The 26,205-nt window shown below is 47.4% G+C and carries 23 protein-coding genes; 7 read left to right on the top strand and 16 right to left on the bottom strand.

Annotated elements, in window-relative coordinates; genetic code table 11:
- Window positions 1-268: 268 nt before the first annotated feature.
- Window positions 269-1,087, top strand: coding sequence for a nitroreductase family protein (locus tag MSMTP_RS06850; RefSeq protein WP_048178374.1), 819 nt, complete (start codon window positions 269-271; stop codon window positions 1,085-1,087).
- A 94-nt stretch (window positions 1,088-1,181) separates the two neighbouring features.
- On the opposite strand, the gene MSMTP_RS06845 is transcribed toward MSMTP_RS06850, so the two are convergent.
- Window positions 1,182-3,242, bottom strand: coding sequence for a cation:proton antiporter (locus tag MSMTP_RS06845; RefSeq protein ID WP_048178373.1), 2,061 nt, complete (start codon window positions 3,240-3,242; stop codon window positions 1,182-1,184).
- A gap of 435 nt (window positions 3,243-3,677) precedes the next feature.
- Here MSMTP_RS06845 and MSMTP_RS06840 point away from each other — a divergent pair, with 435 nt between their 5' ends.
- Window positions 3,678-4,157, top strand: coding sequence for a type II toxin-antitoxin system RelE/ParE family toxin (locus tag MSMTP_RS06840; RefSeq protein WP_048178372.1), 480 nt, complete (start codon window positions 3,678-3,680; stop codon window positions 4,155-4,157).
- 69 nt (window positions 4,158-4,226) lie between these two features.
- Here MSMTP_RS06840 and MSMTP_RS06835 read toward each other — a convergent pair whose 3' ends face one another.
- The 5 genes from MSMTP_RS06835 to MSMTP_RS06815 all read right to left on the bottom strand — a co-directional run bounded on the left by MSMTP_RS06835 (window position 4,227) and on the right by MSMTP_RS06815 (window position 8,830).
- Window positions 4,227-4,976 (bottom strand): phosphoribosyltransferase, encoded by a 750-nt coding sequence (locus MSMTP_RS06835; protein ID WP_231582949.1) that lies wholly within the window; start codon window positions 4,974-4,976, stop codon window positions 4,227-4,229.
- 69 nt (window positions 4,977-5,045) lie between these two features.
- On the bottom strand, window positions 5,046-6,020 hold the full coding sequence (locus tag MSMTP_RS06830; RefSeq protein ID WP_156153713.1) for a hypothetical protein: 975 nt from the start codon (window positions 6,018-6,020) through the stop codon (window positions 5,046-5,048).
- 73 nt (window positions 6,021-6,093) lie between these two features.
- Window positions 6,094-7,092, bottom strand: coding sequence for a DUF3179 domain-containing protein (locus tag MSMTP_RS06825; protein WP_052718302.1), 999 nt, complete (start codon window positions 7,090-7,092; stop codon window positions 6,094-6,096).
- Window positions 7,093-7,254: 162 nt separating this feature from the next.
- Complete coding sequence (locus MSMTP_RS06820) at window positions 7,255-7,941, bottom strand: cytochrome c biogenesis CcdA family protein (RefSeq protein WP_197076160.1); 687 nt, start codon at window positions 7,939-7,941, stop codon at window positions 7,255-7,257.
- A 385-nt stretch (window positions 7,942-8,326) separates the two neighbouring features.
- On the bottom strand, window positions 8,327-8,830 hold the full coding sequence (locus MSMTP_RS06815) for a redoxin family protein (protein WP_052718301.1): 504 nt from the start codon (window positions 8,828-8,830) through the stop codon (window positions 8,327-8,329).
- Between the two features lie 1,476 nt (window positions 8,831-10,306).
- On the opposite strand from MSMTP_RS06815, the gene MSMTP_RS06805 reads away from it, so the two are divergent.
- The gene (locus tag MSMTP_RS06805) at window positions 10,307-11,242 is read left to right on the top strand and encodes a hypothetical protein (RefSeq protein WP_048178368.1); all 936 of its coding nucleotides are present in this window, start codon (window positions 10,307-10,309) and stop codon (window positions 11,240-11,242) included.
- 39 nt (window positions 11,243-11,281) lie between these two features.
- On the opposite strand, the gene MSMTP_RS06800 is transcribed toward MSMTP_RS06805, so the two are convergent.
- Window positions 11,282-12,769: a homoserine O-acetyltransferase gene (locus MSMTP_RS06800; RefSeq protein WP_048178367.1), complete on the bottom strand. Its 1,488-nt coding sequence runs from the start codon at window positions 12,767-12,769 to the stop codon at window positions 11,282-11,284.
- Window positions 12,770-12,888: 119 nt separating this feature from the next.
- Entirely contained in the window at window positions 12,889-14,193 is a 1,305-nt protein-coding gene (locus MSMTP_RS06795; RefSeq protein ID WP_048178366.1) for an O-acetylhomoserine aminocarboxypropyltransferase/cysteine synthase family protein, read from the bottom strand.
- Between the two features lie 512 nt (window positions 14,194-14,705).
- Here MSMTP_RS06795 and MSMTP_RS06790 point away from each other — a divergent pair.
- Window positions 14,706-14,972 (top strand): catalase-related domain-containing protein, encoded by a 267-nt coding sequence (locus MSMTP_RS06790; RefSeq protein ID WP_255351037.1) that lies wholly within the window; start codon window positions 14,706-14,708, stop codon window positions 14,970-14,972.
- A 226-nt stretch (window positions 14,973-15,198) separates the two neighbouring features.
- Here MSMTP_RS06790 and MSMTP_RS06785 read toward each other — a convergent pair whose 3' ends face one another.
- The 3 genes from MSMTP_RS06785 to MSMTP_RS06775 form a co-directional block, all read right to left on the bottom strand.
- On the bottom strand, window positions 15,199-16,560 hold the full coding sequence (locus MSMTP_RS06785) for a PFL family protein (protein ID WP_048182928.1): 1,362 nt from the start codon (window positions 16,558-16,560) through the stop codon (window positions 15,199-15,201).
- Between the two features lie 26 nt (window positions 16,561-16,586).
- Window positions 16,587-16,865 carry an ACT domain-containing protein gene (locus tag MSMTP_RS06780; RefSeq protein ID WP_048182924.1) on the bottom strand — a complete coding sequence of 93 codons (279 nt, stop codon included), beginning with the start codon at window positions 16,863-16,865 and terminating at the stop codon, window positions 16,587-16,589.
- 568 nt (window positions 16,866-17,433) lie between these two features.
- Window positions 17,434-17,952, bottom strand: a complete 519-nt coding sequence (locus MSMTP_RS06775; RefSeq protein WP_048178364.1) for a shikimate kinase — start codon at window positions 17,950-17,952, stop codon at window positions 17,434-17,436.
- 439 nt (window positions 17,953-18,391) lie between these two features.
- On the opposite strand from MSMTP_RS06775, the gene MSMTP_RS06770 reads away from it, so the two are divergent.
- Window positions 18,392-18,637 carry a DUF2769 domain-containing protein gene (locus MSMTP_RS06770; protein WP_048178363.1) on the top strand — a complete coding sequence of 82 codons (246 nt, stop codon included), beginning with the start codon at window positions 18,392-18,394 and terminating at the stop codon, window positions 18,635-18,637.
- Window positions 18,638-18,877: 240 nt separating this feature from the next.
- A complete protein-coding gene (locus tag MSMTP_RS06765; RefSeq protein WP_048178362.1) occupies window positions 18,878-19,153 on the top strand; it encodes a hypothetical protein in 276 nt (91 codons plus the stop codon).
- Between the two features lie 246 nt (window positions 19,154-19,399).
- Here the strand turns inward: MSMTP_RS06765 and MSMTP_RS06760 are convergent, their stop codons facing one another.
- The 5 genes from MSMTP_RS06760 to MSMTP_RS06730 all read right to left on the bottom strand — a co-directional run bounded on the left by MSMTP_RS06760 (window position 19,400) and on the right by MSMTP_RS06730 (window position 25,649).
- Window positions 19,400-19,678: a hypothetical protein gene (locus MSMTP_RS06760; protein WP_231582948.1), complete on the bottom strand. Its 279-nt coding sequence runs from the start codon at window positions 19,676-19,678 to the stop codon at window positions 19,400-19,402.
- 378 nt (window positions 19,679-20,056) lie between these two features.
- Window positions 20,057-21,433 (bottom strand): acetate--CoA ligase family protein, encoded by a 1,377-nt coding sequence (locus tag MSMTP_RS06755; protein ID WP_048178360.1) that lies wholly within the window; start codon window positions 21,431-21,433, stop codon window positions 20,057-20,059.
- Window positions 21,434-22,131: 698 nt separating this feature from the next.
- A complete protein-coding gene (locus tag MSMTP_RS06745) occupies window positions 22,132-22,665 on the bottom strand; it encodes a tRNA (cytidine(56)-2'-O)-methyltransferase (RefSeq protein ID WP_048178358.1) in 534 nt (177 codons plus the stop codon).
- A gap of 189 nt (window positions 22,666-22,854) precedes the next feature.
- Window positions 22,855-24,384 carry an AMP phosphorylase gene (locus MSMTP_RS06740; RefSeq protein WP_048178357.1) on the bottom strand — a complete coding sequence of 510 codons (1,530 nt, stop codon included), beginning with the start codon at window positions 24,382-24,384 and terminating at the stop codon, window positions 22,855-22,857.
- Between the two features lie 383 nt (window positions 24,385-24,767).
- Entirely contained in the window at window positions 24,768-25,649 is an 882-nt protein-coding gene (locus tag MSMTP_RS06730; protein WP_048178355.1) for a DMT family transporter, read from the bottom strand.
- Between the two features lie 334 nt (window positions 25,650-25,983).
- Here MSMTP_RS06730 and MSMTP_RS06725 point away from each other — a divergent pair, with 334 nt between their 5' ends.
- The gene (locus MSMTP_RS06725; RefSeq protein WP_048178354.1) at window positions 25,984-26,163 is read left to right on the top strand and encodes a hypothetical protein; all 180 of its coding nucleotides are present in this window, start codon (window positions 25,984-25,986) and stop codon (window positions 26,161-26,163) included.
- The last annotated feature ends 42 nt before the right edge of the window (window positions 26,164-26,205 follow it).

Genomic DNA, 26,205 nt, shown 5'->3' with positions numbered 1-26,205 from the left:
ATATAATCATTATTTCCCCAGCCTTATATAATTTGCAATCGTTCTATTAATTGGGCATCTGAGAAATACTCTTTTCTGATTCAAAATCCCCAATCTCCTACCCCCTTCAACCACCCAACACACCCCAAAATCAGATGCCTCATCTCCATTTCATTTCCCTTCTCTTCGTTCCTGTTCATTTCGTTCCATTTTGATTTCCATATCTCATTTTGAAAGTTAATTATATCATCAATTCAGGAGAAATAACCTTATCAGTGAGGTACCTGAAATGAGTCTGATTTCTTTTGATCTGGAAAAGTGCACAGCCTGCGGAACATGTTCCGAGATCTGTCCTGTGCACATTATTATGCCCGGCGAGGATGGTTATCCGTCCCTCCCCGCTGAAAATGAGCCCTTTTGCTCCCGCTGCGGACACTGCGAAACCGCCTGCCCGGCAGATGCTATCCGGGGAAATTACGAGACCTTCCCTCCGGAAAACGATATATCGGACACCACGCAGCTAAGTCATGAAGTCTTTACGAAATATGTCCAGAGCAGGCGCTCAACAAGGGTTTTCAAGGACAAGCCGGTCGAAAAAGAAAAGATCGCCGGAATCCTGGAAGCGGTCCGCTTTGCCCCCTCGGGCATGAACGCCCAGCCCGTGAAGTGGCTTGTGATAAGCGACCCCGAAGAGGTCAGGAAGCTTGCAGGACTTACGATCGACTGGATGCGCATGATGGCAGAAAACGAAGACGCTGTGCACCCACTAAAGCCGGTCTTCCCTGCCCTTATCGGCCTCTGGGACGCAGGTCTCGACCCCATCTGCCGCAGTTCCCCCTGCCTGGTATACGCCTACGCCGAAAACACGCTTGCATATACCGACAGCATCATCGCCCTGAGCACCCTTGACCTGATGGCTCCTTCTTTTGGGCTTGGCACCTGCTGGGCCGGGCTCTTGCAGATCGGAGCGATGGAGTATCAGCCTTTGAAAGATGAACTGGGGATTCCCAAAGAGTATGTCCCGCAATACGCACTGATGGTAGGGTATCCGAAGTATAAATTCAAAAAGATTCCGGGAAGAAAGCAGGCGGACGTCATCTGGAGATGATTACTCTATCTGAATATGAATTCTCCGGATTACTCAAATTTACTTATGAACTGAATTTACTTTTTTTACCTTCTAATTTTTTTACCTTCGGAACTCATTCAAAAAATCTCCTGGCATCGTGCAGTTTACGGGGTTTCCCTAGCAGGATGCAGACATCATTTGCCTGAATAGGAGTACAGCCGTCGGGAGTGTGTATCATATCGGAGTCTCGCCGGATTGAAAGGACTGTAACTCCGTGTTTTTTTCTGAGTTCCATGTCTGTGAGGGTTTTTCCGGCAATTTCGGAACCCTCATGTACTCTGATTACAGTAACTTCCAGCCCGGGGAGGTCTTTTCTGATGTTGAATTTGACGGGTTTTCCGTCGGAGAGCTTTCGCAACATCCCATAGCCGTCAGCCCGAATTTCTCTGACTAATTTCTCAATGTCTTCTCCGGGAACAAGGTACTTTTCAAGGAGGCGGACAAAAACCTCAACTGAAGTCTCGTATTCTTCGGGAATGATTTCCTCCGCGCCCAGGGCATGCAGAGGTTCCATTTCGCGCAGGTAGCGGGTCCTTGCAATGATATGGATTTTAGGGTTCAGGTGTTTTACCATTTTCACGGCCTTCCGGGTAGCAGCAGGGTCTGAAATCCCAATAACAAGAATGCGTGCATCCCTTATTCCGGCATGTTCCATTACAGCTTCGTAAGTGGCGTCCCCATAGTAGATCCGTTCCCCTCTGGCTTTTTCCCGACGGACTATTTCAGGGTTTATTTCTATAATTATATAGGGAATACCCGCGGTTTTTGCTGCTTTTGAAACTGTCCTGCCGTTAAAACCATACCCGACAATTATAAGGTGGTCGTTAAGCTTGAGCTCTTCACCAACCTCAATTTTCCCGGGACCAGGGTGCGATTTATCGGAATGTGGCTTGTCAGGGTGCAACTTGCCGAAACACCGTTTGTCAGAGCGCAGTCTATTGGAATAGAGCCCATGCACCAGTTTCGTGTCGGAAACCTTCCTGAGGAAGAAGTCCACAACTCCGGGAGACCCGTTTATAACAAAGGGGGTGATGCCCATCGTGAGTATGGAAACGGCAAGGAAAGTCTGGTAAGTGTTTTGGTTCAGAAGATTGAATTCCAGGCCGAACTTCGAAAGGACGAAGGAGAACTCCCCTACCTGGGATAAGGCAAGCCCCGTGAGCAGGGTGGTGCGTAGAGGATAGCCGAGTAAAAAAGTTGCAATGGCTCCGGAAAATGCTTTCAGGAAGACGACGGCAAAAGCCATCAGGATGAAGACATGGGGATTTTGAAGGAAATACTGCACATCCAGCAGCATGCCAATGGACACGAAAAAAAAGCTCATGAAGACATCTTTAAAAGGAGTAATGTACCCTGCAGTCTGCTGGCTGTATTCGGACTCGGAAATGACCAGCCCGGCCAGGAAAGCCCCCAGGGCAAGGGACAGCCCGGCACTTGAAGTCAGGAGAGCCGTTGAAAGGCAGATGAAAATAACGCTCAGAAGGAACAATTCCCTGCTGCGGGTCGTGGCAACGTAATAGAGGAGCCTGGGAACAATATAGCGGGCACTCAGAATAACTAACAGGATGATCCCTACCCCTTTAAAGAGGAGGATTAAAAGCAAACCCGTAACTCCTTCCGAGCCCCCTGCCAGCAGAGGTGTGACAAGGATCATGGGCACGATAATGATGTCCTGGAAGATCAGAACTGCAAGCGAGGTTCGCCCGTGGGGGCTGTAGACCTCGGACTTTTCCTGAAGGATTTTGAGCACTATTGCAGTACTGCTCAGGGAAATGAGAAAACCTATGAACACCGAAGTTGCCCTGCTGAAGCCCAGTTGCGTGCATAGCAGGAAAACCAGTAAAATTGTCAGCAGGACTTGAAGGGTACCTCCTGCAAGCACTGTCTTCTTTATCTCCCAGAGTTCCTTAAGGGAAAGTTCAACCCCAATAATAAATAGCAGGAAGATGACCCCAAACTCCGCAAGGATTTCCACTCCCTGAGTCTCTCCAATCAGTCCCAGTCCATAAGGCCCCAAAAGCATGCCGGTTACAAGGAAACCCAGCACCGAAGGAACCGCAAATTTGTGGAATATGGAAAGAAGAAGAATAGAGACCCCAAGTATGATGTCGATGTTTCCTAACAATGATTCCATAATTGTTCTCCGGCGAAGCAGTGTAATTGAATCGCTTGATCAAACATTTTTTATTTATCTACTTCTATCAGGGATAAGCGAGAAAGTGATAAAGATAGGCTGACAGGTAATAAAAATCAGCACTAAAGAGATAAAAACGAAATATAAGCAGATGTCTGCATATTATGCTATATTAGCATATTAAAAGATTTTAAACATTGCGGAAAGTTTTCTTTATATCGAAATCCCTGAAAACCCATGGTGACACTTCTGACCCCGGCAAAAACCAGAGATAGATACGAAGACCGAACGAGAAGTGACCATAGAGTGACGCAAAACAAGAACTCTCTCATGGAAAACAAAATCATGGGGCTGGAAAATTGAAATTTATAGAGCTGAATATCATTGTAAGTTTTTGAAGATACCTATATATAAGAGACAATTCAACATTTAAGCATGGGAACGCCGGAGTTCGAGAAAAAGGTCATTGAAGAACTTAACTTCATCAAAAAACAGCTCTGGGAAATAAGGGAACATATGGTTGATGTAGATACCATACTTACCTGGGAAGAAAGTGACCTCTTAAAAGCAAGTTTTCAAAATGAATCGGAAGGGAAACTGAAAACTCTGAAAAAAATGGAAGAAGAAATGGGCTTAAAGAAAGACCATGAGTCCGACATATTTGAAATTTTTCTTGATGAAGACTCCCAATCTTTCCTGGAAAAATCCAACCTGTATACGGATTACCGGACAATGGAAATCATCAAAAAGCTAACAACCGACCCTATGCCCCCCGGAGCAAAGAGAATTATCGAGAGCAGGGAAGAACTCATCAGGTTGAGAGCCGGACACTACAGGTTCCTGTACAGGATAAATTTCGGGAAAAGTCAAATAATCGTTTTGAAGATCGAACACTTAAAATGTACCTACTGCTAATGAAATACACATATTTAAGAAAAATGACCGTAAAGTCCTGAAATGTTATCCTTTTTTGTCACTTACAAGTTATCTAGCTAAAACCCGCCACCCCGGCTTCTTTCCCTCAACCCTCTCAAATTCTCCTCCTTCAACCTTCTCAAGCTCTCCCCTCTCAACCAGGTCAGCCAGAATATCAAGAAGCTCTTCTTCCCCGATTTCTATCTCATACCTTTCCTTAAACCCGGCTACGATCCCGGAAAGGTCCCGGGTCCTGTCCCCAATGACTTTTACAGTAAATCCTGCCAGGTCTTCATAGAGGGCCCAGGGATAGATGATCCAGCGCCATTTGACGATTTTTTGCGAGTAAAAATCCGGGGTAAAGGCGGAACAGGTCTTGTGCTGGAGCACGGCAGTCCTGACCTCTGCGGGGTTCAGGCTCTGCACATAGTCCACAGCAAGGCAAAGGGTCTCCCCGGTGTCGGTCACATCGTCCACGATAAGCACTTTTTTTCCGCTTATATCCACGGAAATTGGAAATTTGATCCGGGCTTCTTCCTGCATGTCCGCAGCCCGGGTGTAGTGTTCGATCTTCATGGAGCAAAGGTCATTGAAAAGGAGAAAATCCGCGACCATCCTCGCCGGCACATAGCCGCCCCTCCCAATGGCTACGATCAGGTCAGGCTGGAAGCCGGAAGCCTTGATTTTCCGGGTGAGTAACCTGGAAAGCCTGCAGGCTTCCCTGAAACTGATCAGTTCGCACCTGAATGAGTCCTGCTCTACCGGAGAGCGCCGGAACTGCTTGCTCTTCTCCTGCATCTTGATAAATTTGCCGTTCACAGATTTGCCATATGCCGATCAACCACCAATCGATCAACCAATCAATCAATCAATCAATCAATCAATCAATCAATACCCGGAAGACCCTGAAGCCTCGCTTACCGAAATCTCGTACTCAGGGGAGAAGACTTCGGCATCATCAACCACAGCATATGCTCTGAAATAGATGTCACCGGAAAGTGGAGCCCTCAACCTGAACTCGAATTCTTTAGGAGTGGTGCCGCCCTGAGGAGAACTTTTTGTCGGATAGTCAGCCAGGCTTTCATTCCCACTTTCGGACCCGCTTATAAGTACAGTTTCACTTATTTCTCCGGGGGTTCCGCCCGTAACTTCCCAGCGGATGGTAAAGTATTCCCCGCCCTCAACGCTCGTGGGATAGTCAAGCACCTCGATCCCCTGAGATCCGCCTGAAGCTCCTTCGGATTCGTTTTCAATCTCCGGTTCAATTTCTGTCTCTGGTTCAAGCCCGGGTTCAAGCACTTCTATGATTTGTTCGTCAGACCAGTAACTGCTTTCGTCAACAATTGCATGGGCTCTGAAATACACTGTACCTGCCTCTTCAAGCACCAGCGTTTCTTCGAATTCGGCAGGAATCGTCCCGTTTTCCGGGACGGTCAGAAAGGGGTAGCTCTCCAGGGTCAATTCCCCACTCACAGGTTCGGGGCCGTAGTGGACTGCTGTATGCGGGATTTCCGTTTCAACTGTGCTATTTAAGTGCCAGCGGATCAGGAAACTCTGCCCCACTTCCACGGATTCGGGGGCTTCGAGCACCTCAACACTGATTTCTCCACCTTCAACACCTTCGGCACCTTCGACACTTTCGGCATCTTCAACACCTTCGACATCTTCAACACCTTCGACACCTTCTACGGATTCCTCAGCATTTTCAGCTCCCGGAGCCGGGATTTCTTCAGGAAGCGGAATGTCTTCAGGAACCGGCTCTATTCCTTCATCCCCTTCATCTTCTTCTTCCGCACAGCCTGATGCAAACAAAAGGACAGCAATGCAAATCAAGACATACAAAGTATGAACCACTCGCTTCATAGACACAAACCCTCCATTCAACTTACCTAACTCACTCAAATTACCTCACTCAAATTACCTCACTCAAATTACCTCACTCAGCCTCATACAGTTCGGTTTCGGGGTGGAACGCGTACCAGGCAAACCAGAAGTCTCTCTCCTTTACGATTTCATCTCCGGTTTCCAGGTTCGTGACGGTAACGATGCCTGCCTCGCCCCTTTCGACCTTAATCGGGACGCCGTTCACGGTGTCCTCAATAACCCCCTCTTCAATCAGGTCGGACTCACGGTAGGCCTTGAAAACCCCGTCAACTTCGATCCCGAAGATCACGGTTTTTGGGTGAACACTACTGTCGTCCTCATTTTCCACCGGGAAGAAGAGGAAACTGTCCTCATAGTAGTTCCCGTAGGGGTCCCGCCCGTAAGGCCGGTCAAAGCCCGTGTCCTGGCTCAGGACTTCGGAATCCGGGTGGGCTGCTTTCCAGTCCCTCCAGACCACTGTGTCAACAGAGATCGGCTTCAGCCTAGTGCCAGTCATTTCCCCGACAATCGCAAGCCCGTCGATCTGAGTCCAGTAAGAGTCGGTCTTCCGGTCGTACATGACCAGGTTTGAATTGTAGAGTTTTCCCGAGACTCCGAACTCAACGTCCTCTCCGTCCAACGTGCGCTCATAAGCAATTCCCGAGCCGCAGAGAGGGCAGTATGTGATCAGGATCGGATCTCCCGCAATTTTGTCATTTACGATCTCGTGCCAAACCATGATCTGAAGCGGATAAACCCTTTTTACATCCCTGTAGATGAGCGCAAGCACGAGTTCGTCATCCCGGATCCAGGCATCAGCCTCCTCCACGCCCACGTACTTCGGGGAATCAATTGACGGGATCCCGTCTTTCGGAGGCCCCCCGGAAACCAGCTTATCCGGTTCTATAATGAACTTCTCCCCGTCCGAACCAACCCTGATTTCCAGCCCCTCCGGAGTCGTACCGACCACTTCCTCCTCCCCGTTTTCGATACAGCAACTGCTCAGGATGCCTGCAAGGATAAGCACAAACATCAAGAACATCCCAAGCCGCCTGTCCCTTTGCATAAGCATTCATAATCCCCCCATCAATGAAAATAATTAATAATACAATGGATTTCCCGGACCTCTATTTTCTTTATACTACTTTGCCTGAGCCCACTTTGCCTGAGTCCACTTTGCCTGAGTCCTCTTCCCATGTCTCATTATGCCTGTCCAACCTTTCCTGAAAACACCTCACCCGAATATCCTGAACACGAAAACCAGATAGTAAACGGAAACCACCAGCATGACAACCCCGGTAACCAGGTTGATATTTCTCCTGTTTTTGACCAGGAACCCGATTATCTGCCTGCTCGACCGGGTGGAAACAGCCGAGAACAGCAGGAGGGGAAAGCCGATTCCCAGGCCGAAAAAGAGAAAGCGAAGCATATTTATACCAAAAGCCGGGCTGGAGACCGCAATTGCAAACAGGGTTGCGATAAATGCCGGCTGGCATGGGACCACTATCGCCCCGAAAAAGAAGCCGTAAAGAAAAGCAGTAACATAGGGATTCCCGACCCTGGGAGCCCGGCCCCTCGGAACGTACCTTGCCACGTCCACGTCGAAGATCAGGATGAGGCTGATAAAGATCAGGATTCCGAATGCGATAGGGGACACAACGCCGATGACTTTTGTAAGGGAAACCTGCAAAACCGTTGTGAACACGAATCCCAGGATGAGCATGAAGGTAATGATTCCTGCCGTGATGATCAGCCCGAATAAAACCAGCATTTTTCGGCTTCGTTCTTCTGCTTCCCCTCCGGGCCTCTTGCCCAGCTGGTTCGAAAGGTATGCTAAAAATCCCGGGTAGAGAGGGATAACGCAGACCGCTGTCAAAGGAGTTAGCAGCCCGAGCAAAAAAGCCCTGGATATCTCCAGCAAATAATTTATCGTTTAGTGCTCCCCCCTTCAACACAGGAAATTCTCCAACTTGCCTGGCAATACTCCCTTTTTGAAACTCTCCGGGCAATCCGAAGTTTACCGGTTATCTGGTTTTACAGCCCAGAAAACTTCAACATTTAATTTTCGAGCAATCAACGTCTACCGCAACCAAAATTATTGGCACTAAGACTTACAAGCAATCAAACCTGTCAGCAATCAAACCTGTCAGCAATCAAACCTGTCAGCAATCAAACCTGTCAGCAATCAAACCTGTCAGCAATCAAACCTGTCAGCAATCAAACCTGTCAGCAATCAAACCTGTCAGCAATCAAACCTGTCAGCAATCAAACCTGTCAGCAATCAAACCTGTCAGCAGCTAAACCCGTCAGCAGCCCTTCTCAATTTCTTCTTCCAGAAGGGCTACCGGTTTTACTCCCCTTTGCTCAAGCAAGCGGGCGGACTGGTCTTCGCAGACAAGTATCACAGGAGCCGCAGGAGCATTTACAACCGTTATCCCAAACTCATCTATGAGCTCCTGGGTCATTTCCGGGGGAGCCACTGCCGAATACCATTTAAAGCCGTTGCTTTCCATATGGTTCCTTACGATTTCCTCATCCTCATTAGGGTCCACATCCAGGGATATATGTATAACCCCGTTACCTAAGTTACCCACCATCTTCTTGACTTCCTGCTGCTGTTTCAGGCAGGTAGGGCACCAGACGGAAAAGGTTTCGAGCAGAACGGGCTTCCCCTTGAAATCGCTTACCCTGAATGTCTCCCCGGTCCGGGTATCCACAAGTTCGTAGTCCTTCCAGTCGGCAGGAAGAGAACTTTCCCCGGCTTCACCAACTTCACCTGTTTCCTCTCCTTCTTCAGCACCCTCTTCCACACACCCCGCAGCGAATAGAAGAAGTCCGATCAATATCAGGGAAATAAAACGTATACTCAAGAGATCTCTAGCTATGATTAATCCCCCATGGATTATCATGCTGGAATATATATAAAATTTCTTTTAGAAAATAAGTGATTAAGTAACTTTCCGGCTGATAAAGCTTCGTTCCTTTGGCCTCACTCCCTGAAAAATAACGTAAGAATTTAGCCCTTAAATGAAACCAAACATGAGAATTGCAGATCCTCTAAAAAACCCGGAAAAGGAAGCAATAGCGGCACAAAAACGGAATTTATATATACCTGCTCCTCACTACTATTTTTCACCTTACAAAACGGATTTTTCTTGATAGTTTCAAAAGGAGGATCACAATTATGGACTTCAAGGCAATCCTTGCGTTACTGGTATTCTGTATGCTTTACTATATCTACCACATTTCCGCCGGCGCCATAGCCTGAGAAACACTCCAGAAAAAAGGAGGATCACAATTATGGACTTCAAAGCAGTACTTGCAGTACTTGTGTTTGCAATTCTATATTACATATATCACTTTTCAGCCGGCGCCATAGCCTGAGAAAACTTCAGGAAAAGCCCGATAAGAGTAAACAGAAAAGAAGCCGTCCTGAAGGGATCAGGGTAAGTTCACTGCAGTTATTCGAATAACCCCTGTAATCCCTGTAGCTATTATTTATACCCGGATAGCTGGAGATGTCTGCACAGAGTTTCCCTTCACAGACTGCCTCCGTTACTACAGCCCCCTAACACGAAAATCCATATGCAAAAGTCTCACTAAGTAGAGCAGCCCGTTGCAAACTCGGCAAAACAGCTCGGTACAACGGCTTAGCTCGAAGGGTAGATTAAAGGTTCGAAAAGGGTGCTTTGCACCAGCATATTTGTTATTTTATGCTCCCGGGCACTTGAAAAATATATTAACATTATAATGTACCGGGAATTACTCCTGCAAAGGATTTTCCACCGGGAATACTTTTTCTCAGAATACTTTTTCTCAGAATACTTTTTCTCAGAATACTTTTTCTCAGAATGTTTTTTCCAGAATATTCCTGCCCGAAAATACATAACCTGAAAATATTTGAACAAAGGATGCCATAAAGTTATTAAGGGACATCTGGATAGTGCAAAATAGAGGAATATAACAGAATAGAGTAATATAACAGAAAATGCGGGGGGATTTGATAATTATGGATTTTTTGAAGAAAATAGATTTCAAAGCAGTGCTTACAATTCTTGTTTTCCTGATTCTTTATTATATATATCATTTCTCAGAAGGCCGCCTTGTAGATTGAGATTTGTAAATTGAGCCTTGTTGATATAGAAAGAACTGAAAACTGAAAAGAGAACAGAATTAGAAGACAATCGAAATAAAAAAGTGAAAGAAAATTAGGCATAACAGGTGCAAATCGAACGGGAAACCTGCTTTAATAAAAATAATTGGTGGTTGTAAAGGGGTTACAGGTCATGCTTTCAAAGGAAGAAAACAAGATGGTAGAGTTGGGGCTGGCTTCCGTCGAAGAGAATTTTGACGAAGGGGTGCGCCAGGCCCTCGATTTTTTGAGTGAAATCGGGACGGCTTATCTAAATGATAGGAAAGAGTATGAGGCAGAAAATGCGGTAGTTTCAATAAAGGCGATTGGAAAAGCCGCCACCATGCAGGGAATGGAAAATGCCGCTGTAAATTCCATCAGGGCTCTTGAAAGGATCTTACAGCGTTCCGTGGAACAGAAAACCGAAAGCACAACTATCAGTATCCTGCTCTCTTTCGGGACCATCGGAAAAGCTGCTGCGGAGCAGCAGATGGAAATGGTTGCCAAACTTGCCGCTTCGGTGCTTGGAAAAAGCGGAAATTCGGCGGCTCTCAGAAACGAGGAAAGGGAAACAGTTGCAGTTGCAGTCGGGCTTGGGGAAATAGGGAAATCAGTTGCCAGGCTGAGGTTTCCGGACTTTTCGGAAAACACCGCAAACTGCATTTCCTGTCTGGGAGATACGGGAAAGCTCGCAGCCCAGCAAAAACTTGAAGATGCCGCGGTTGGAATAGAGCTCATGCTGGAAGAGATGGCAGTTGCAGCAATGGCAGAGAACATGCAAAGTGCGGCAGGAAGCATTGCCGATTCCCTTGAGGAAATAGGAAAGAGTGCAAAGGAAGAAGAAATGGAAAACGCCGTTTTCCAGGCTACGTCCTCCCTCCAGACCATAATGGCCCATGCTGAAAACAGATACCTTAACGACGCCTCGATCGCAGCAAAGGTGGCCCTGGAATCTTTCAACGAACTTGACATAATCAACGATGAAGAAAACGTAAGGAAGATAGAAGAAATCAGGGAAACGATGAGGGAACTCTGGATAGGCTCCGCAGGCCTGAAAATTGAAGAGAGAAAATTGAAGAGAAAAAATTGAAGAGAAAAAATTGAAGAGAAAAAATGAAATACAAAGACCTTAAAACCTGCCTATAAACCGGTTTATAGCCTCATCCCCCACGATCCCGAGGAGCCTTCCCTCCCCGTCTACTACCGGCAGAGCCGAAATCCTGTGGGAATCCATTTTCCTGGCCGCAGTTTCAACAGGCTCCTCGGGGTTTGCTGTTATAACTTCTTTTGTCATAATCTCGTCGAGGGTCCGGCATTTTAACGCAAAGGCCCTGGTAATGTCCCAGGCAGTTACGATCCCCACAAGTTTTTCATCTTCTGGTTTTCCTGGTTTTTCCGAAACCACAGGCAAATGGGTAATCCCTTCCCTGAACATTGTGCAAGCAGCGTCTTCAATACTGCTTCCTTCCCCAATGGTAATTACATTTTCTGCCATGACTTCGGAAATGCAGAGCCGGGAGAGGAAATTGTGGAGAAGGTAATTCAGCTGCCCGGCTTCCAGCAAAAAGGCATCATGCCCGTAATGGGACTCGATTTCCCGGTAAGTAACCTCCACGTTAGCGGCACTCAGGGCAGAGACTATCGCCCTTGACTGGTAGGGGGGATAGAGCCAGTCCGAACTTACGGAAATCACCAGGAAAGCCGCCTTCACGCCCCCGAAGCCTTCGATCAGGGAACCGTTTCTAGAAAGGTCGAAGTAATCCACTGCCTTTGTGATGTAGAGATAGGAGTTTGCGTCAAAACGCTCGGTAAAGGAACTGCCCTGATGGTGCAGGTAGCTCTGCACCGCAAAGTCCCGGGAAAAATCAAAAGCATATTCCTCCTTGTCCTGCAGTTCCCTGCCAAACTTCCGGTGCATGGACTCGTCACTCAGGTAAGTAATATGCCCGATCATCCGGGCAATGGCCAGCCCGTGACCCGGAGGGGTTCCTGCCGGGTAGTTCCCGCCTTTCCAGTCCGGATCGGAGAGAATTGCAAGCCTTCCGACCTCGTTAAAGGCGATCTGCTGGGCAGAAGAGGAGGCAGTGGTCGCAATTGCAACGGCCTTTTCCACCATATCCGGATACGAAACCGACCACTGTAAAACCTGCATCCCTCCCATGGAACCTCCCACAACCGCAAAAAGCCGGGAGACCCCCAGGTGTTCGACCAGTTTTTTCTGGGCATGCACCATATCTCCGATGGTGATCACGGGAAAATCCATGCCGTAAGTCGTTCCTGTCTCCGGGTTGATTGAAGCCGGTCCAGTGGAACCTTTGCAGCCCCCGAGGACGTTGGAACAGACAATGAAATACTTCTCCGTATCCAAGGCTTTCCCGGGCCCGATGATGCTGTCCCACCACCCGGGCTTCTTATCCCCTTCATGCCAGCCCGCGGCATGGGCGTCCCCGGTCAGGGCGTGGCAGACCAGGATAGCATTGCTTTTCTCCCGGTTCAGGGCCCCGTAAGTTTCGTAGGCTAACGTTAGATCTTTGAGTCTGCCCCCGCCTTCAAGCAGCAACTCACCCTCAAACCGGCAACACCGGGTCTCAACGGTGCCCACAGATTCTCTTTTCACATTCGAACCTCCGTTTTACTTCATCCCTGAGCATCTTTTCCGAGCATCACGTACAAGCATAAAGTCCAAACATTAAGTCCAGTTCTTATGCCCGGTTTTTTCTGCTGCATCCTGCTGTTTTATTTCTCCTGAGACTTTGCCAGCGCCTGTTCAATATCCCGGATAATGTCCTCAACATCCTCAAGCCCCACGGACATCCGGATGAAATCGTCAGTTACCCCGGTGGCTGCCCTCTCTTCAGGAGTAAGCTGCTGATGGGTCGTGGAAGCAGGGTGGACAACAAGGCTCTTTGCGTCCCCGATGTTTGCGACATGGGAGAGCAGCTCCACATTCTCAATAAACTTCCTGCCGGCGTTCAGTCCACCCTTTATCCCGAAACCGAGCAGAGCCCCGTAGCCTCCTTTGAGATACCTGGAAGCCAGGGAATGGCTCGGATGCTCCGGAAGCCCCGGATAATTGACCCAGGAAACCGCAGGGTGCCCTTTGAGAAACTGCGCAACCTTCAGGGTGTTTTCACTGTGCCTGCTAACCCTTAAGGAGAGGGTCTCAAGCCCCTGCAGGAAGAGGAAGGCGTTAAAGGGGCTCAGGGCAGGTCCGAGGTCCCTCAGGAGTTCGACCCGGGCCTTTACAATAAAAGCAATGTTCCCGAGCTCCGGCACGTTCCCGAAAGCTTCCCAGTACTTCAGCCCGTGGTAGCTCGGGTCCGGTTCCGTGAAGCCCGGGAACTTTCCCGAATCCCAGCTAAACTTCCCCGAATCCACAATAACCCCTCCCAGGGAAGTCCCGTGCCCGCCAAGGAACTTGGTCGCGGACATGACAACGACATCCGCCCCGAAATCAAAGGGCCTGATAAGCCCGATTCCTGTCGTGTTGTCCACAATCAGGGGGATGCCAGCCTCATGGGCAATTTTCGCAATGGCTTCAAGGTCAGGCACATCAAGCTTGGGGTTGCCTATTGTCTCGGCATATATCACCTTTGTTTTTTCAGTGATCACTTTTTTGAACTCTTCAGGCTTTGTGGAATCAACAAAATTCACATTCCTCCCAAGTTTCGGGAGGGTGTGGTTGAAGAGCTGGTATGTCCCCCCATAGAGGTTGTCCGCCGCTACAATCTCATCCCCGAGTTCCGTTATGGTGAGCAGCGCAAGGGAGATTGCCGCCATCCCTGACGAAACGGCCAGAGCCCCTGTCCCGCCTTCAAAAGCTGCAACCCGCTTTTCCAGGACATCGGTGGTAGGGTTGGTCAGGCGGGTATAGATGTTGCCGAATTCCTTGAGCCCGAAAAGGTTCGAAGCGTGTTCGGTGTCCTCGAAGCGATAAGCTACTGTTTGATAGATCGGTACGGCATGAGCTCCTGTTGCAGGGTCAGACGTAAACCCCGCATGCAGGGCAAGTGTATCAGGTCCGTATGTTTTTCCTTCCATGATTCAGCCTCGTTAAATTGAATTGGTATTAAAGCCCGAATAAGTTCGGTGCTAGCAGAGAGAATTATTATTTCTTTCAGCCGATTATACATTAAAAAACATAATTCAAACCATTTAATATGCAAATTAAGCATATTTGTCCAAATATATATAGATTTCGCAATAAGAAAAAAACCAAATATAACTGAAATGCATAATTTCCGTATTTTACCGCTTCAATCCGCCAGGCACCTGCCATTCAGATGTCGGATGAGGTGAACCGCCTGGATGCCATCGGTTCCCCTTTACCATGATAAATACACACATTATTTGAAATAATATATAATTATATCCAAATAAATTTTTGGTGGGTTTTCCTGCAAAAAACCCGTTTGGCTGGCGATCTCACTGATGCTCAGGTTGATGCTAAGGTTTCGTGTAATTATTTATAAAAAGAATACAATAATTAACTGTTATTTTTTGGGGGATATAATGAAGAGTTCAGTACGGTTATTGCTTAATTAGTCCACCTTATAAACGGCAACGACGACTTTGTACAGCCTGGTAACCTCTACCGTAACGTCATGACCGAAGAGGCCCGGGAACACCTGGTAGGCAACATCGTAGCCCACCTTTCAGGCGCCCAGAAACGCATCCATCTCAGGCAGACTGCCCTCTTTTTCAAAGCTGACCCCGACTACGGGAGCAGGGTAGCGAAGGGCCTCGGACTTGACATAAAGGAAGTTGAGCGCCTTGCTAAGATGACAAAGGAGGAGCGTGCAAAGGCGACTGAAAAATAAAGACTGAAAAATAAAAATACCGAAATACAGAGATACAAAAAGTCAAAAAATCAAAAAATCAAAGATACAAAAAATCAAAAAATCAAAGATACAAAAAGTCAAAATGCCAAAAGTCAAAAAATCAAAATGTCAAAAATAAAAATGTTAAAAATAAAAATGCTAAAAGTAAAAATAGGGGAACTGTAAACATCTTTTCATTTCCCCTATCTATTTTCGAAATCGAATTTCAGTTCGTAAGCGACTGGATCGGAGCCGGGATCCTGCCGCCCCTTTTCACGAAGGTCTCGGAACTGAACTTGCTCACAGGCATGACGGGAGCCATACCCAGGAGCCCTCCGAATTCCACGGAATCCCCGACTTTTTTGCCAGGAGCGGGGATGATACGGACGGCTGTCGTCTTTTTGTTAATCATTCCGATTGCCATTTCGTCAGCGATGATCGCGGAGAGGGTGCAGGCAGGCGTGTCCCCTGGGACAGCGATCATGTCCAGGCCGACGGAACAGACGCAGGTCATGGCTTCAAGCTTTTCAAGGCTCAGGGCTCCGACGTTTACGGCCTCGATCATGCCTGCGTCCTCGCTGACAGGGATGAAAGCCCCGCTCAGGCCGCCTACGGATGAGGAAGCCATTGCTCCGCCTTTTTTTACGGCATCGTTCAGGAGGGCAAGGGCTGCGGTTGTCCCGTGGGTCCCGCAGCGTTCCAGGCCCATGGCTTCCAGGATGGCTGCAACACTATCCCCTATTTCGGGAGTGGGGGCAAGGGAGAGGTCAAGGATGCCGAATTCCACGCCCAGTCTCCTGGAAACTTCCCTGCCCACCATCTCGCCCATGCGGGTGATCTTGAAGGCGGTTTTCTTGATCGTTTCCGAGATATCCGTAAGGTTTGGGTTTTCAAGCTCCCTTAAGGCAGCATTGACAACACCGGGGCCGCTAACCCCGACGTTGATCACGCATTCGGGCTCGCCTATGCCGTGGAAAGCCCCTGCCATAAAGGGGTTGTCCTCGGGGGCGTTGGCAAAGACCACAAGTTTTGCGCAGCCGATTCCGTCCCGGTCCGCTGTCAGCCGGGCGGTCTTTTTGATGATATTTCCCATCATGCCGACTGCGTCCATATTGATTCCCGCCCTGGTGGTTGCCACGTTTACGGAAGAGCAGACCTTTTCCGTAGAAGCGAGAGCTTCGGGAATCGAATTGATTAATTTCAGGTCACCCTTCGTGACTCCTTTATGGACAAGAGCACTGAAACCCCCTATGAAGTCCACCCCGGCTTCCTTTGCGGCTTTATCCAGGGTCTTGGCAACGGAGACAAAATCAGGAGTTTCACAGCTTTCGGCTGCGATGGCTATGGGAGTTACGGAGATCCGCTTGTTAATGATGGGAATCCCATAAAGGTTCTGAATTTCTTCCGTTGTCCGGACCAGGTTCTTCGCATTGGCCGTGATCTTTTCGTAGATATTTTCATTGAATATATCGATGTCCGGGTGGCTGCAGTCCCGGAGGCTGATTCCCATGGTTACGGTCCGGATGTCCAGGTGCTCCATTTTCACCATCCGGATGGTTTCCAGAATTTCATTCGGGTTGATTAGCATGATATCCCTCCTTCCCATCCATACGATCAGATCCTGTGCATGAAGCGGAAAACGTCTTCTTGCTGCACCTTAACCTCGACTCCGAGCTCTTTCCCTTCGCTGCCCATAGTTTTCTGGAAAGCCGCAAGGTCGAAGTTCTCCTCCGGAGCTTCTGCCAGCATGATCATGGTAAAGATCCCATCCATGATGGTCTGGCTTATATCCACAATGTTTACGTTGAAATTCGCCATTACGGTGGTGATCCGGGCAACAATCCCTACCCGGTCACTCCCTATAACCGTGATTATGAAACGACTTGATGTCATGATATATCTCCTCTCTGCTTCAAAAACCCGGGCCGCAAAACCCGGAAAGTTCTGGAAAAGAATATTGGAAAGTATCTGCAGGAAATTTCTATCCAGCAAGAGGGCGGAGCCAATTATAAGCTTTCCCACAGGTTCCTGTCTTTAGCCCTGATTTTTTCATCCGGAGTTATTCTTCCGGAGTTATTCTTCCGGAGTTCCTCTACTTAGACTCGGTAGATATCAGCTTTTCGCACAATTCTAAATAGTTATCGATAGCCAGGCAAAATAATTTGATATAATCTCAAAATTTTATTATTAGTTATATGTATCAGTTATATGTAATACCTTAGAAGAGAGATTGAAGAAATTTTGGATTAGGAGAGAACGTGAATAGATTTTGGATTAGGAGAGAACATTAACAGATTTTGATTAGAAGAGAACATTAACAGATTTTGATTAGAAAAGAACATTAATAGATTTTGGATTAGAAAAGAACATTAATAGATTTTGGATTAGAAAAGAACATTAATAGATTTTGGATTAGAAAAGAACGTTAATAGATTTTGGTTCCTAAGGATTTTTGAAACCTTCAGCACCGGGAATCGGGCAAGCTCTCAAGCCCTTCAAGAATTTTTTCCACAACAACGGGAACGCGTTCGTGGCCCTTCACCTTTACTGTCATGTCAGCATATTTCCTGTACAGGACAAGCCTCTCCTCGAAAAGTTCCCTGAGGCTTCTTTCCTTGAAGCCGACAAGCCCCCTCTTAGCCGGGTTTCGGATCCTCCGCACTATATTTCTGAAGGAAGTGTCCAGGAAGATGATTGTTGATTTCTCTTTCAGGAAATTCATTGCTTTTTCGGAGTAAACTACGCTCCCTCCCGGAGAAATGATAGAGTCGCCCCTTAAATCAAGGCTGAGCACGGCTTCCTCCTCCAGCCTGACAAGAGCGGAATCCCCGCGCGTGTCAATAAGGGCCTGCAGAGACATACAGGTTTTTTCCTTAATTAACGAGTCAACGTCAATAAAAGTGCAGCTCAGGCGTTTTGCAAGCGCCTTTCCAATCGTGCTTTTTCCGACACCTGCCATACCTATCAAGGTTATATTCATGCGACTTTACCCCAAAACTTCCGGAAAACAGGGACCAAAGCTTCCAGCCCTGATAAACTCCCCGCCTATAAATTCTCCCTCAATGTATAAATTTTTGCCTGTGTAAATATATAAACTCTTGATATATAAATCCTTCAACATTATATTTTATCTCAAAGAGATTGAATTTTTCACCTGGAACCCTACAGAGTTTGCAAGGATCGTTCAGGGGCTTGATACAGAATCTCAAATTAAAAGAAAAAAGGGAAGGAGAAAGGGAAGGAGAAAGGGAAGGAGAAAAGAGCAAAAAGGATAGGAAAATCCGCAGGAAGCGGAAATGGAAATGGAATACAATGCACATATTTATACACAAATAACGCCAATATGAAAAATAAGGGAACAGGATTATGAAATAAGGGGTGGTCAAATACTTGATAAAACCATCAAGAAATACGGAAACATGAGCCCGGAAGAAATCGAGACTACCAGGAAGGAGGTCCAGGAACTCTGCATCTGCAGGGAATGCCCTACCTGGGACGAATGTGCAAAAGAAATCGGTTTTTGTTTTCCCGGGGTCGGGAAAAACAGGTGCATCAGGAAAGATCTGGGATGCATCTGCGGGAAGTGCCCGGTAAGCGAAAAGTTCGAGTTGAACCAGGAGTACTACTGCATAATCGGGCCGCAGAAAGAAAAGTGGGGATTGTAAAAACATTTTTAATTTTAGGAGTTATAAAAAGGCAAAAATTGCTACACATTACAAACATTTTACTCCATGCATTTACGCCTTATACGGGGTTTCATATTTATAAGAGACATTTTCATAAATCTCGATTCATATTTAATTAATATAATATGTATTTATATATGATTGGCACGATTTTTTAATTGGGATATTGCATACCGCTTCATACAAGCGGAAGGTCGTTTAAATTATCTTGCTTTTGGGATGCGACGAACTCAGGTTATCCTCTGGAATTTTGAGAGAGGAAACGAGAAAAATGATACTTCGGATGGAGGGAGAGGACTATCCGGGGAATCGGAGAAAATACCTGATTCCGGCGATAGCCGGAGACATTCGAGTCTGGTTACCTATGGCAGTGCCAGGCTGGAACCGGTTAACACAGGAAACAGGTGTTTGAACATCTTTGGAAATATACCTGAAAAATCCAAAGGAGAGCGCGAAGCAGTAAAAACGATAAAATGGAAAATCCCCGGAGCATGAATCCTTTAAGTGCATAGCGGCAGAAAAGGGACAAAAACTCCGGGGAAAAATCAAAGGAAGTGGGAAAATCATACGAGCCTGAAGTGGAACTTAACCTTCGCTGGCAGTTGAGGCTTCATTTCAGGCTCTTTACACTAAATCTAATTTACAAGTAAACTTACTTGCGAGAATTTGACTTCCGGAGGTCTTACTTCCTGAGACTTTAGTTCCGAAACGTTGCATCCGGAAACTTTAGTTCCAGAGACGTTACTTTCGGGGATGATTCTCTTTTCTCTTCGTGTGAGGAGTGAGAGGGTTAAGTTCCCCTATACATTTTTCAATCTCTTCGGAAGAATTGCCAAATGCTGACAGGCACTCCGAAAATACGACCCTGGTGCCTGATACATAATGCTTCAAGAAACCCTTTGTTGTCAGCTTATCCACATGTTCCAGGGAAACAATTGCGAGGTACATGAGAAGCCTTATGAAAAAAACGAGATGCAGCACGAGCATCTTGACCCAGGGGCTGTCCGAGCTTAGCGCCATTCCGCAAACCCAGTTGCAGAGTTTCAGGGAATGGGAAAGTAACCTGATCTTGTAAAAGTGGAAGAATACAAACGATAAAATAAGGAAAAAGGCACAACCTGCTGCCAAATGTATATCTTGCGACGCTAAATCCATATGATTCATAGACCCTTACTTTTCGCTATTATTTTAATGTATGCTTTTTTAGGATCTGGACTCTGATCAATTAAAGTTCCATTAAAGTTCCATTAAAGTTCCATTAAAGTTCCATTAAAGTTCCCGATACAGACAGAGTCCGGGGGCCGGACAGAGATTCAGGTTCGATTCCGGCTTAAGGTTCATTTTCAATTAGCTCCGGTTTAAACCCGGTACCCCTTTAAATTTGCTACTTTTGGGTTTTTACCGCCCGTTCACTTTCCTGCCCCCGGCCAGGATCGCAGCTGCCCTTGCCGCGCTTTCCGGAGTGACGAAGACCGGCAGGCCTTTTCTTTCGAACTCCCCGGACATCTTCCGGGTGAAATTCCCGCCCGGAGAGCAGATAAGTACCGGCTTGTCGTATTCATCTGCAACGGCTTTCAGCTTATCGACAATCCCTTCGCTCAGCAGGGGAGGTCCCCAGAGCACGGCCACTATGGCGATGTCGTATTCGGTCCCGAACCCTTCTTTAAGGGCATCGGCATAATGGTCGTCCCAGCCGTTTCCGGTAATGTCGATGGGGTTTCCCACGGCTGCAAAGGAAGGGAGTTTCGATTTCAGGTGATTTGTTCTTTCTCCGGAAAACTGAGGCACGGAAAGGCCCAGGCTTTCACAGGCATCGGCAATCCCGATCCCGATCCCGCCTCCGTTTGTGATGATAAGGATCCGCTTCCCACGGCCCGGACTGTAGGAGTTCAGAACCCTGCAGGCGTCTTTGAGTCCCTCATAGCCGTCCACCTCGATGATGCCGGCTTTCCGGAAGGCAGCTTCATAAGCCTCATACCTGCTTGCTGCAGCCCCGGTATGGGAAGCCGTGGCCTTGAGCCCTGTATCCCTCTTCCCCACCTTGACCGCAACTACTGGCTTCGTTTTAGTGCAGTGGGAAGCAACATCAAGGAAGCGTGCACCGTCTTCCACGGATTCCACGTAGAGCACCACATACTTCGTGGCCTCGTCTTCGGAGAGGAAAGCCAGGCAGTCGGTCTCGTCCACGTCCACCTTGTTCCCGTAGCTTACGATCCTTGCGATTCCTATACCTTCCGAAGCGATCTCGTCCACGATCATGGAAGCAAAAGAGCCGCTCTGGGTAAGGATGGAAAGCCCACCCCTGTCCGGGCGCTTAACCCGTTCCCGCGTTATGAAAAAAGTGTCCAGTTTTGAAATGGTGTCGTAGATGCCCAGGCAGTTCGGGCCTATAACCCTGATTCCTTTAGCCTCTGCCAGCCTTTTCAGTTCGGCTTCAAGCTTTTCCCCTTCTCCTTTGATTTCCTTGAAACCGGAACTAACCACTACAGCCCCCCTGACGTTTTCGAAATCTTCATTCATAACCTCGATTATGCCCGGAGCCGGGACCGAAAGGACGGCAATGTCAATTATGTCATCAATTTCCCCGAGGGATGCATAGCACCTGAGCCCTCCGATTTCTTCGTACTTGGGGTTTATCGGATAGATTTTTCCATCAAACCCGATTTTATCAAGGCTCTCGAGTATGGTATAGGAAAGGCTACTGGGTTTAGGGGAAGCCCCTACCAGAGCAATAGACCGGGGATTAAAAAAGAAGTCAATATCATTTGAACTCATGCTCTCTCCTGAAGGTCTGCTCATTTCACACTGCCGGAAAAGGATGTGGGAAATAAAAAGTTTGTTATTCTTACGACTGTAGGATTTCCCCCAAATTTAATAAGTATTTCTTTTTGTACTGATGCACGGAAAAGTCCCCTTAAGTCCGGAAAAAATATTGTAGTAGATATAAAATCGGGTCGAAACCAGATAAAAATGAATAGAAAACAGATGAAACGAGTCGAAAATAGGTAAAAAACAAGAAAGACCACATAAAAAATGGACCTATAAAAAAATAGAAAACCTTCAGGGGAATTGAAGGAGATGTCCGGGAAAACAGAGGTTTGAAAAGGAAACTTTCCTGACCCCTGCAACCTGGATTCCAGCTCATCTCCCCAGCCCGAAACCATTCCCGGTCCCCGCTTGCTTGCCCTGGCGAGCAGGAATGAAAACGGGAAAAATTCGGCTCTGTAGTTAATTTTGGAGGAATCTATCTGCCCCTGTAGACACTTTACAGTATGTCAAACATATATTTAACACTTTTCTTTTAATATGTAATAATAAATCCCATCAAAATTAAAGAATTTATTACCCTTGCCGAAAATTTCCTGCAGAAACAAATCGAAGACAAACACAAAATATACCCTGAAGGAAAACCGGTTTTCAGTAACAGGTTTTCAGTAACAGGTTTTCAGTAACAGGTCTTCAGTAACAGGTTTTCAGTCCCTGACGTTTTCAATTACCTTTTTACCGCATTCCATAGGTATGATGGTCAACTCCGCATCGGAGAATTCCTTTTCGAGCGGGTCCTCTTCCGCAATCCTGTCCAGGGTCAGGGCCAGGGCTGTTACCTCGGAATGGGGTTGGCTTCCCACTGCCACGTTCCAGTCAGCGAGCTGGTAGATCTCAGGAGGGACCTTTTCCGCGCCCACGACCAGCATCAGTTTCTCACACTGTTTAAGTTCGGCAGTGACGTCCGGGAGGTTGACCCCGTACATGGAGAGGTGGCAGACTTTCCCGCCTTCTTCTTTCCATTTCCGGATTTCCTGTTTGAAGTTCACATCATTTTTAACATAAAAATTCCCGCCCCAGCGCTCGACAACGCCATCAAGGCTTTTCACAATCCCCGGGTCATTTGAGGCCAGAAGCATCCCTTCGGCCCCCAGCAACCGGGCTGTGAGCCCTACGTGAGTGGTTATTCTTTTGTCCCTTTCAGGTCGATGTCCCAGGCGGAGCAGTACTATCCGTTTCATATCCGTGCTAAAACCCCTACAAGGTATTAAAATTTCACTGTAAGAAAGGAAAAAGAATTGAGATTAGAAAGGAAAAGAAAAAGAAAAAGAAAAAAGAAAAAGGAAAAGAAAAAATTTAGATTCGAAAGAAAAAAGAAAAGAAAAAAAGAAAGGAAAAAAGAAAGGAAAAAAGAAAGGAAAAAAGTAATTTCACCCGCCAAACCCAAAGGTTCCTCCGGGAACTCTCCTGAGCAGCATGCCCTCGACTACTATCGGGTTCGAGCGCTGGGCAGTGACCAGTGCAGTGTCGAGCTTGAATTCCTTTTCCGCATAGACGGTGAGGATAGGGTCACCTTTCTTTACGGCTTCCCCGAGTTTCTTGTGGATCCTGACGCCTGCACCCTTGTCGTTCGGGGCTCCGGCAAGCCTTGCAATCTCGACAATCCACTTGTTGTCAAACTCGATCACATAGCCGTCAGTGCTGGCACAGATGTCAGCGGTATACTCCCCGACAGGGATGTTATCAGGGTTGATGTTCGGGTCCCCGCCCTGGGCTTCGATGATTTCCTTCATCTTCTCAAAGGCTTTGCCGTTCCTGAGAGTCTCCATTGCAAGTTCCTTGCCATGGTCTCTCGGGGCAGCTCCTCCCATCTCGAGCAGGATGCCCGCAAGCGCCGCACTCTTTTCGATCAGGCTGTTCGGGCCTTCAAAGTTTTGGAGTGCTTTCAGAGCCTCAATGACCTCCAGCGCCGGGCCTACCGTCCTGCCTATGGGAGACGAGCCGTAGGTGATGGCACATTCCACGTTCATCCCGAGCCTGTGGCCGAGGTTTATCAGGTCCCTTGCGAACTTCTGTCCTTCCTGCACATTTGGGACCTTGGTCCCGGGCCCCGTGGGGATGTCTATTACCAGATTTTCCGCTCCAATTGCCCCTTTCTTTGCCATGATGGAAGCGAGCATCTGGCAGTAGGGGTCAATGGAAAGCGGGTATTCCGCCCTGATGAGCTTATCGTCCGCAGGGGCGATGTTCGTGGCTCCTCCCCAGACGAGGGCACCTCCTACCTTCTCGGAAATTTCCTTGACCTCCTGGGAAGTAAACGCGACCTCGGAGAGCACTTCCATAAGATCCGCGGTCCCTCCTGCCCCGGTAATAGCCCTGGAGCTTGTCTTGGGGATAAGGAGCCCGTTTGCGGCTACTATCGGGACTACAAGGAGGGAAATCTTGTTCCCGGGCACGCCTCCGATGGAGTGTTTGTCCATCACCGGGTGGGTATCAAACTCGATCGTATCCCCGGTATCGATCATAGCCCTTGTCAGCCATTCGATCTCGTCGTCACTCATACCGTGGATGTAAGAAGCAGTCATGAAGGCCGAAAGCTCGATATCGCTGAGGTTTTCCTCCACAACATCGTTTACGACCATGTAGATCTCCTCCCGGGTCAGGCGCTTCTTGTCCATCATCTTCTTGATCACCGCGCCCGACTTAGAGCGAAGCGCCGGGAAAACCTCCACCGGTTTATCCCAGCCAGGTTCCATGTGCTCATAGACCTCGGTGAAAACCCCGAGGGTACCCGGCTCCACCATATCTTCCGTGGTGTCCACGATGGCCGTGATGCTCTCATGACTCCTGAGACGCACCCTGTCTCCGGGATTTACCCCCAGTTCCTTTGCGTCGGCAGTATTGAACATCACTTTATGCTGCCCGATTTTTATGTCAAAATGCTGTAGTTTCAATTGCATGAGTAACCACTTTTTCAGTCCATTTTCTCCATTTCAATTAAATCAATATGATAACTCTATGAAACTTCAACCTCATAAAACTTCCAGCCGTGTTCCCCACATCTCGTATCCCCTGGTTCGGGATCTACTAGCCAGGCATCTGCAAGTTAAGCGCCTGTCAACCCGGTATATGCCAACCCAGTATATGCGAACTCAGTGCCTGTATCCGACCAAACCTGGTCTGTATATAAAAGAACAAACGGGCGATTAAAAAAACACAAGTTCTTTTTATACATCCTGTTAATTTTAATAATTTCCTGTCGGGCAAAAAATAAACGGTTCAAATACACGGAAACAGGTTTTTCTAGAAAAAACCTATTCAAATTATTTAAATATTTAAATATTTATTTTCTTTCCTGGATCAGCACCACAGCCACAAGCACGAGCAGGACCCCTGCAAGTTGCCAGGAGGAAAGCATTTCCCCGAAAAAAAAGACCCCTACCAGAGTCCCGACTACCGGTTCCACCGTAGCCACAATGGATGCCCGGCTGGACTCGACCTCCTCAAGGCCTTTTGTGTAAAGGATATAGGCAAAGACTGTGGGAAAGAGCCCCAGCCCCAGAAGGTAGAGCCAGAAACTGGCGGTTGAAAAGGCCCAGCCCATATTACCAAGGCCGCTCACCGGAAGCAGGGCCAGGCTTGCGAAAACAAATGTGTAGGTTGCAATGGTCATGGTATGGTACTTTTCAAGGGCGGCTTTCCCGAAGATGCTGTAAAGGGCATATCCCAGACCCGACCCTATGCCGGTAAGGAGTCCGAGCCCGGACAGGGAAAAAGAAGAGGAAGCCCCAAAGGAAGGAAAATACCCGGTAACGAAAGCACAGCCTGCAAAGGTCAGCCCCAGGGAAAAGACCTTTTTTGCTCCCAGCTTTTCCCCGAAAAAGATGCGGGAAAGGACCGCTACGAAAGCCGGGGCAGTGTAGAGCAAAATAACGGCAACTGCGATTGAAGTTTCCTTCATGGTGCTAAAGTAGCAGAAATTAAAAAACGCAAGACTGAAGATGCCTGTCCCCACAAAATAAAGCGAGTCCCGGAACCTGATCTTCAAGAGTTCGGGACGGGTGAAAAAAAGGTACACGATCATGATCAAGGCTGCGGCAAAGACCCGGAGAGACACCACCTGCAGGGGACTGAAACCAAAACCATAAAGCCCCCTGACAAAGAACCCTATAATTCCCCAGAGGGTTGCCCCTGCAATAATCAAAAGATAAGCCCTTTTTTCCATTTTTGATCGACCATCCCGAGAACCGTAAAGTTCCAGTAAAATATTTTCCCGGCACATGTTCTTCCAGGCAAAGCCCTTTTCGGTTTAACTGGAAAAAAGCCTGAATACGTATTGAATAATGTGATGAATACCTGTGGTGAACACTGTGATGAATAATGTAATACCAAAGCAAGAAACAAGCTCAGCCTCCACCTGCATGCAGACAAGATACATAAGTATTTCCCAGAAGTGAACCGAAAAAAAACTGAAAAGACTTCAAGGAAAAGTTTCCGGGCCAGGTCAGGCAGAAAAAATAATTGTAAAAGGGGAGAGGAAGTGGAGAGAAGGAGAGGAAGTGGAGAAAATGAAAGAGGAAAATAGGAAGAAAATAGGAAGAAAAGAAGAAGAAGAAGAAAATAGGAAGAAAAGAAGAGGGAGAAAAGAAGAAGAAGAAGAAAATAGGAAGAAAAGAAGAGGGAGAAAAGAAGAGGGAAAGAAGAGGAAGAAGTGGAAAAGGGAGAAAGTATTAGATTAACTGTCAGAGCCAAATGTTAAGAACAGGATAAGCCGGAATTTT

The organism is Methanosarcina sp. MTP4 (assembly GCF_000970045.1).
Classification (GTDB): domain Archaea; phylum Halobacteriota; class Methanosarcinia; order Methanosarcinales; family Methanosarcinaceae; genus MTP4.
This window is presented reverse-complemented; position numbering and strand designations above follow the sequence as displayed.

What these genes read in the sequence shown, in the direction of transcription:
- MSMTP_RS06850 (WP_048178374.1), top strand. Translation starts at nt 269, where the DNA reads ATGAGTCTGATTTCTTTTGATCTGGAAAAGTGCACAGCCTGCGGAACA.
- MSMTP_RS06845 (WP_048178373.1), bottom strand. Translation starts at nt 3,242, where the DNA reads ATGGAATCATTGTTAGGAAACATCGACATCATACTTGGGGTCTCTATT.
- MSMTP_RS06840 (WP_048178372.1), top strand. Translation starts at nt 3,678, where the DNA reads ATGGGAACGCCGGAGTTCGAGAAAAAGGTCATTGAAGAACTTAACTTC.
- MSMTP_RS06830 (WP_156153713.1), bottom strand. Translation starts at nt 6,020, where the DNA reads ATGAAGCGAGTGGTTCATACTTTGTATGTCTTGATTTGCATTGCTGTC.
- MSMTP_RS06825 (WP_052718302.1), bottom strand. Translation starts at nt 7,092, where the DNA reads ATGCTTATGCAAAGGGACAGGCGGCTTGGGATGTTCTTGATGTTTGTG.
- MSMTP_RS06805 (WP_048178368.1), top strand. Translation starts at nt 10,307, where the DNA reads ATGCTTTCAAAGGAAGAAAACAAGATGGTAGAGTTGGGGCTGGCTTCC.
- MSMTP_RS06795 (WP_048178366.1), bottom strand. Translation starts at nt 14,193, where the DNA reads ATGGAAGGAAAAACATACGGACCTGATACACTTGCCCTGCATGCGGGG.
- MSMTP_RS06785 (WP_048182928.1), bottom strand. Translation starts at nt 16,560, where the DNA reads ATGCTAATCAACCCGAATGAAATTCTGGAAACCATCCGGATGGTGAAA.
- MSMTP_RS06780 (WP_048182924.1), bottom strand. Translation starts at nt 16,865, where the DNA reads ATGACATCAAGTCGTTTCATAATCACGGTTATAGGGAGTGACCGGGTA.
- MSMTP_RS06775 (WP_048178364.1), bottom strand. Translation starts at nt 17,952, where the DNA reads ATGAATATAACCTTGATAGGTATGGCAGGTGTCGGAAAAAGCACGATT.
- MSMTP_RS06770 (WP_048178363.1), top strand. Translation starts at nt 18,392, where the DNA reads ATGAGCCCGGAAGAAATCGAGACTACCAGGAAGGAGGTCCAGGAACTC.
- MSMTP_RS06765 (WP_048178362.1), top strand. Translation starts at nt 18,878, where the DNA reads ATGCGACGAACTCAGGTTATCCTCTGGAATTTTGAGAGAGGAAACGAG.
- MSMTP_RS06760 (WP_231582948.1), bottom strand. Translation starts at nt 19,678, where the DNA reads ATGGCGCTAAGCTCGGACAGCCCCTGGGTCAAGATGCTCGTGCTGCAT.
- MSMTP_RS06755 (WP_048178360.1), bottom strand. Translation starts at nt 21,433, where the DNA reads ATGAGTTCAAATGATATTGACTTCTTTTTTAATCCCCGGTCTATTGCT.
- MSMTP_RS06745 (WP_048178358.1), bottom strand. Translation starts at nt 22,665, where the DNA reads ATGAAACGGATAGTACTGCTCCGCCTGGGACATCGACCTGAAAGGGAC.
- MSMTP_RS06740 (WP_048178357.1), bottom strand. Translation starts at nt 24,384, where the DNA reads ATGCAATTGAAACTACAGCATTTTGACATAAAAATCGGGCAGCATAAA.
- MSMTP_RS06730 (WP_048178355.1), bottom strand. Translation starts at nt 25,649, where the DNA reads ATGGAAAAAAGGGCTTATCTTTTGATTATTGCAGGGGCAACCCTCTGG.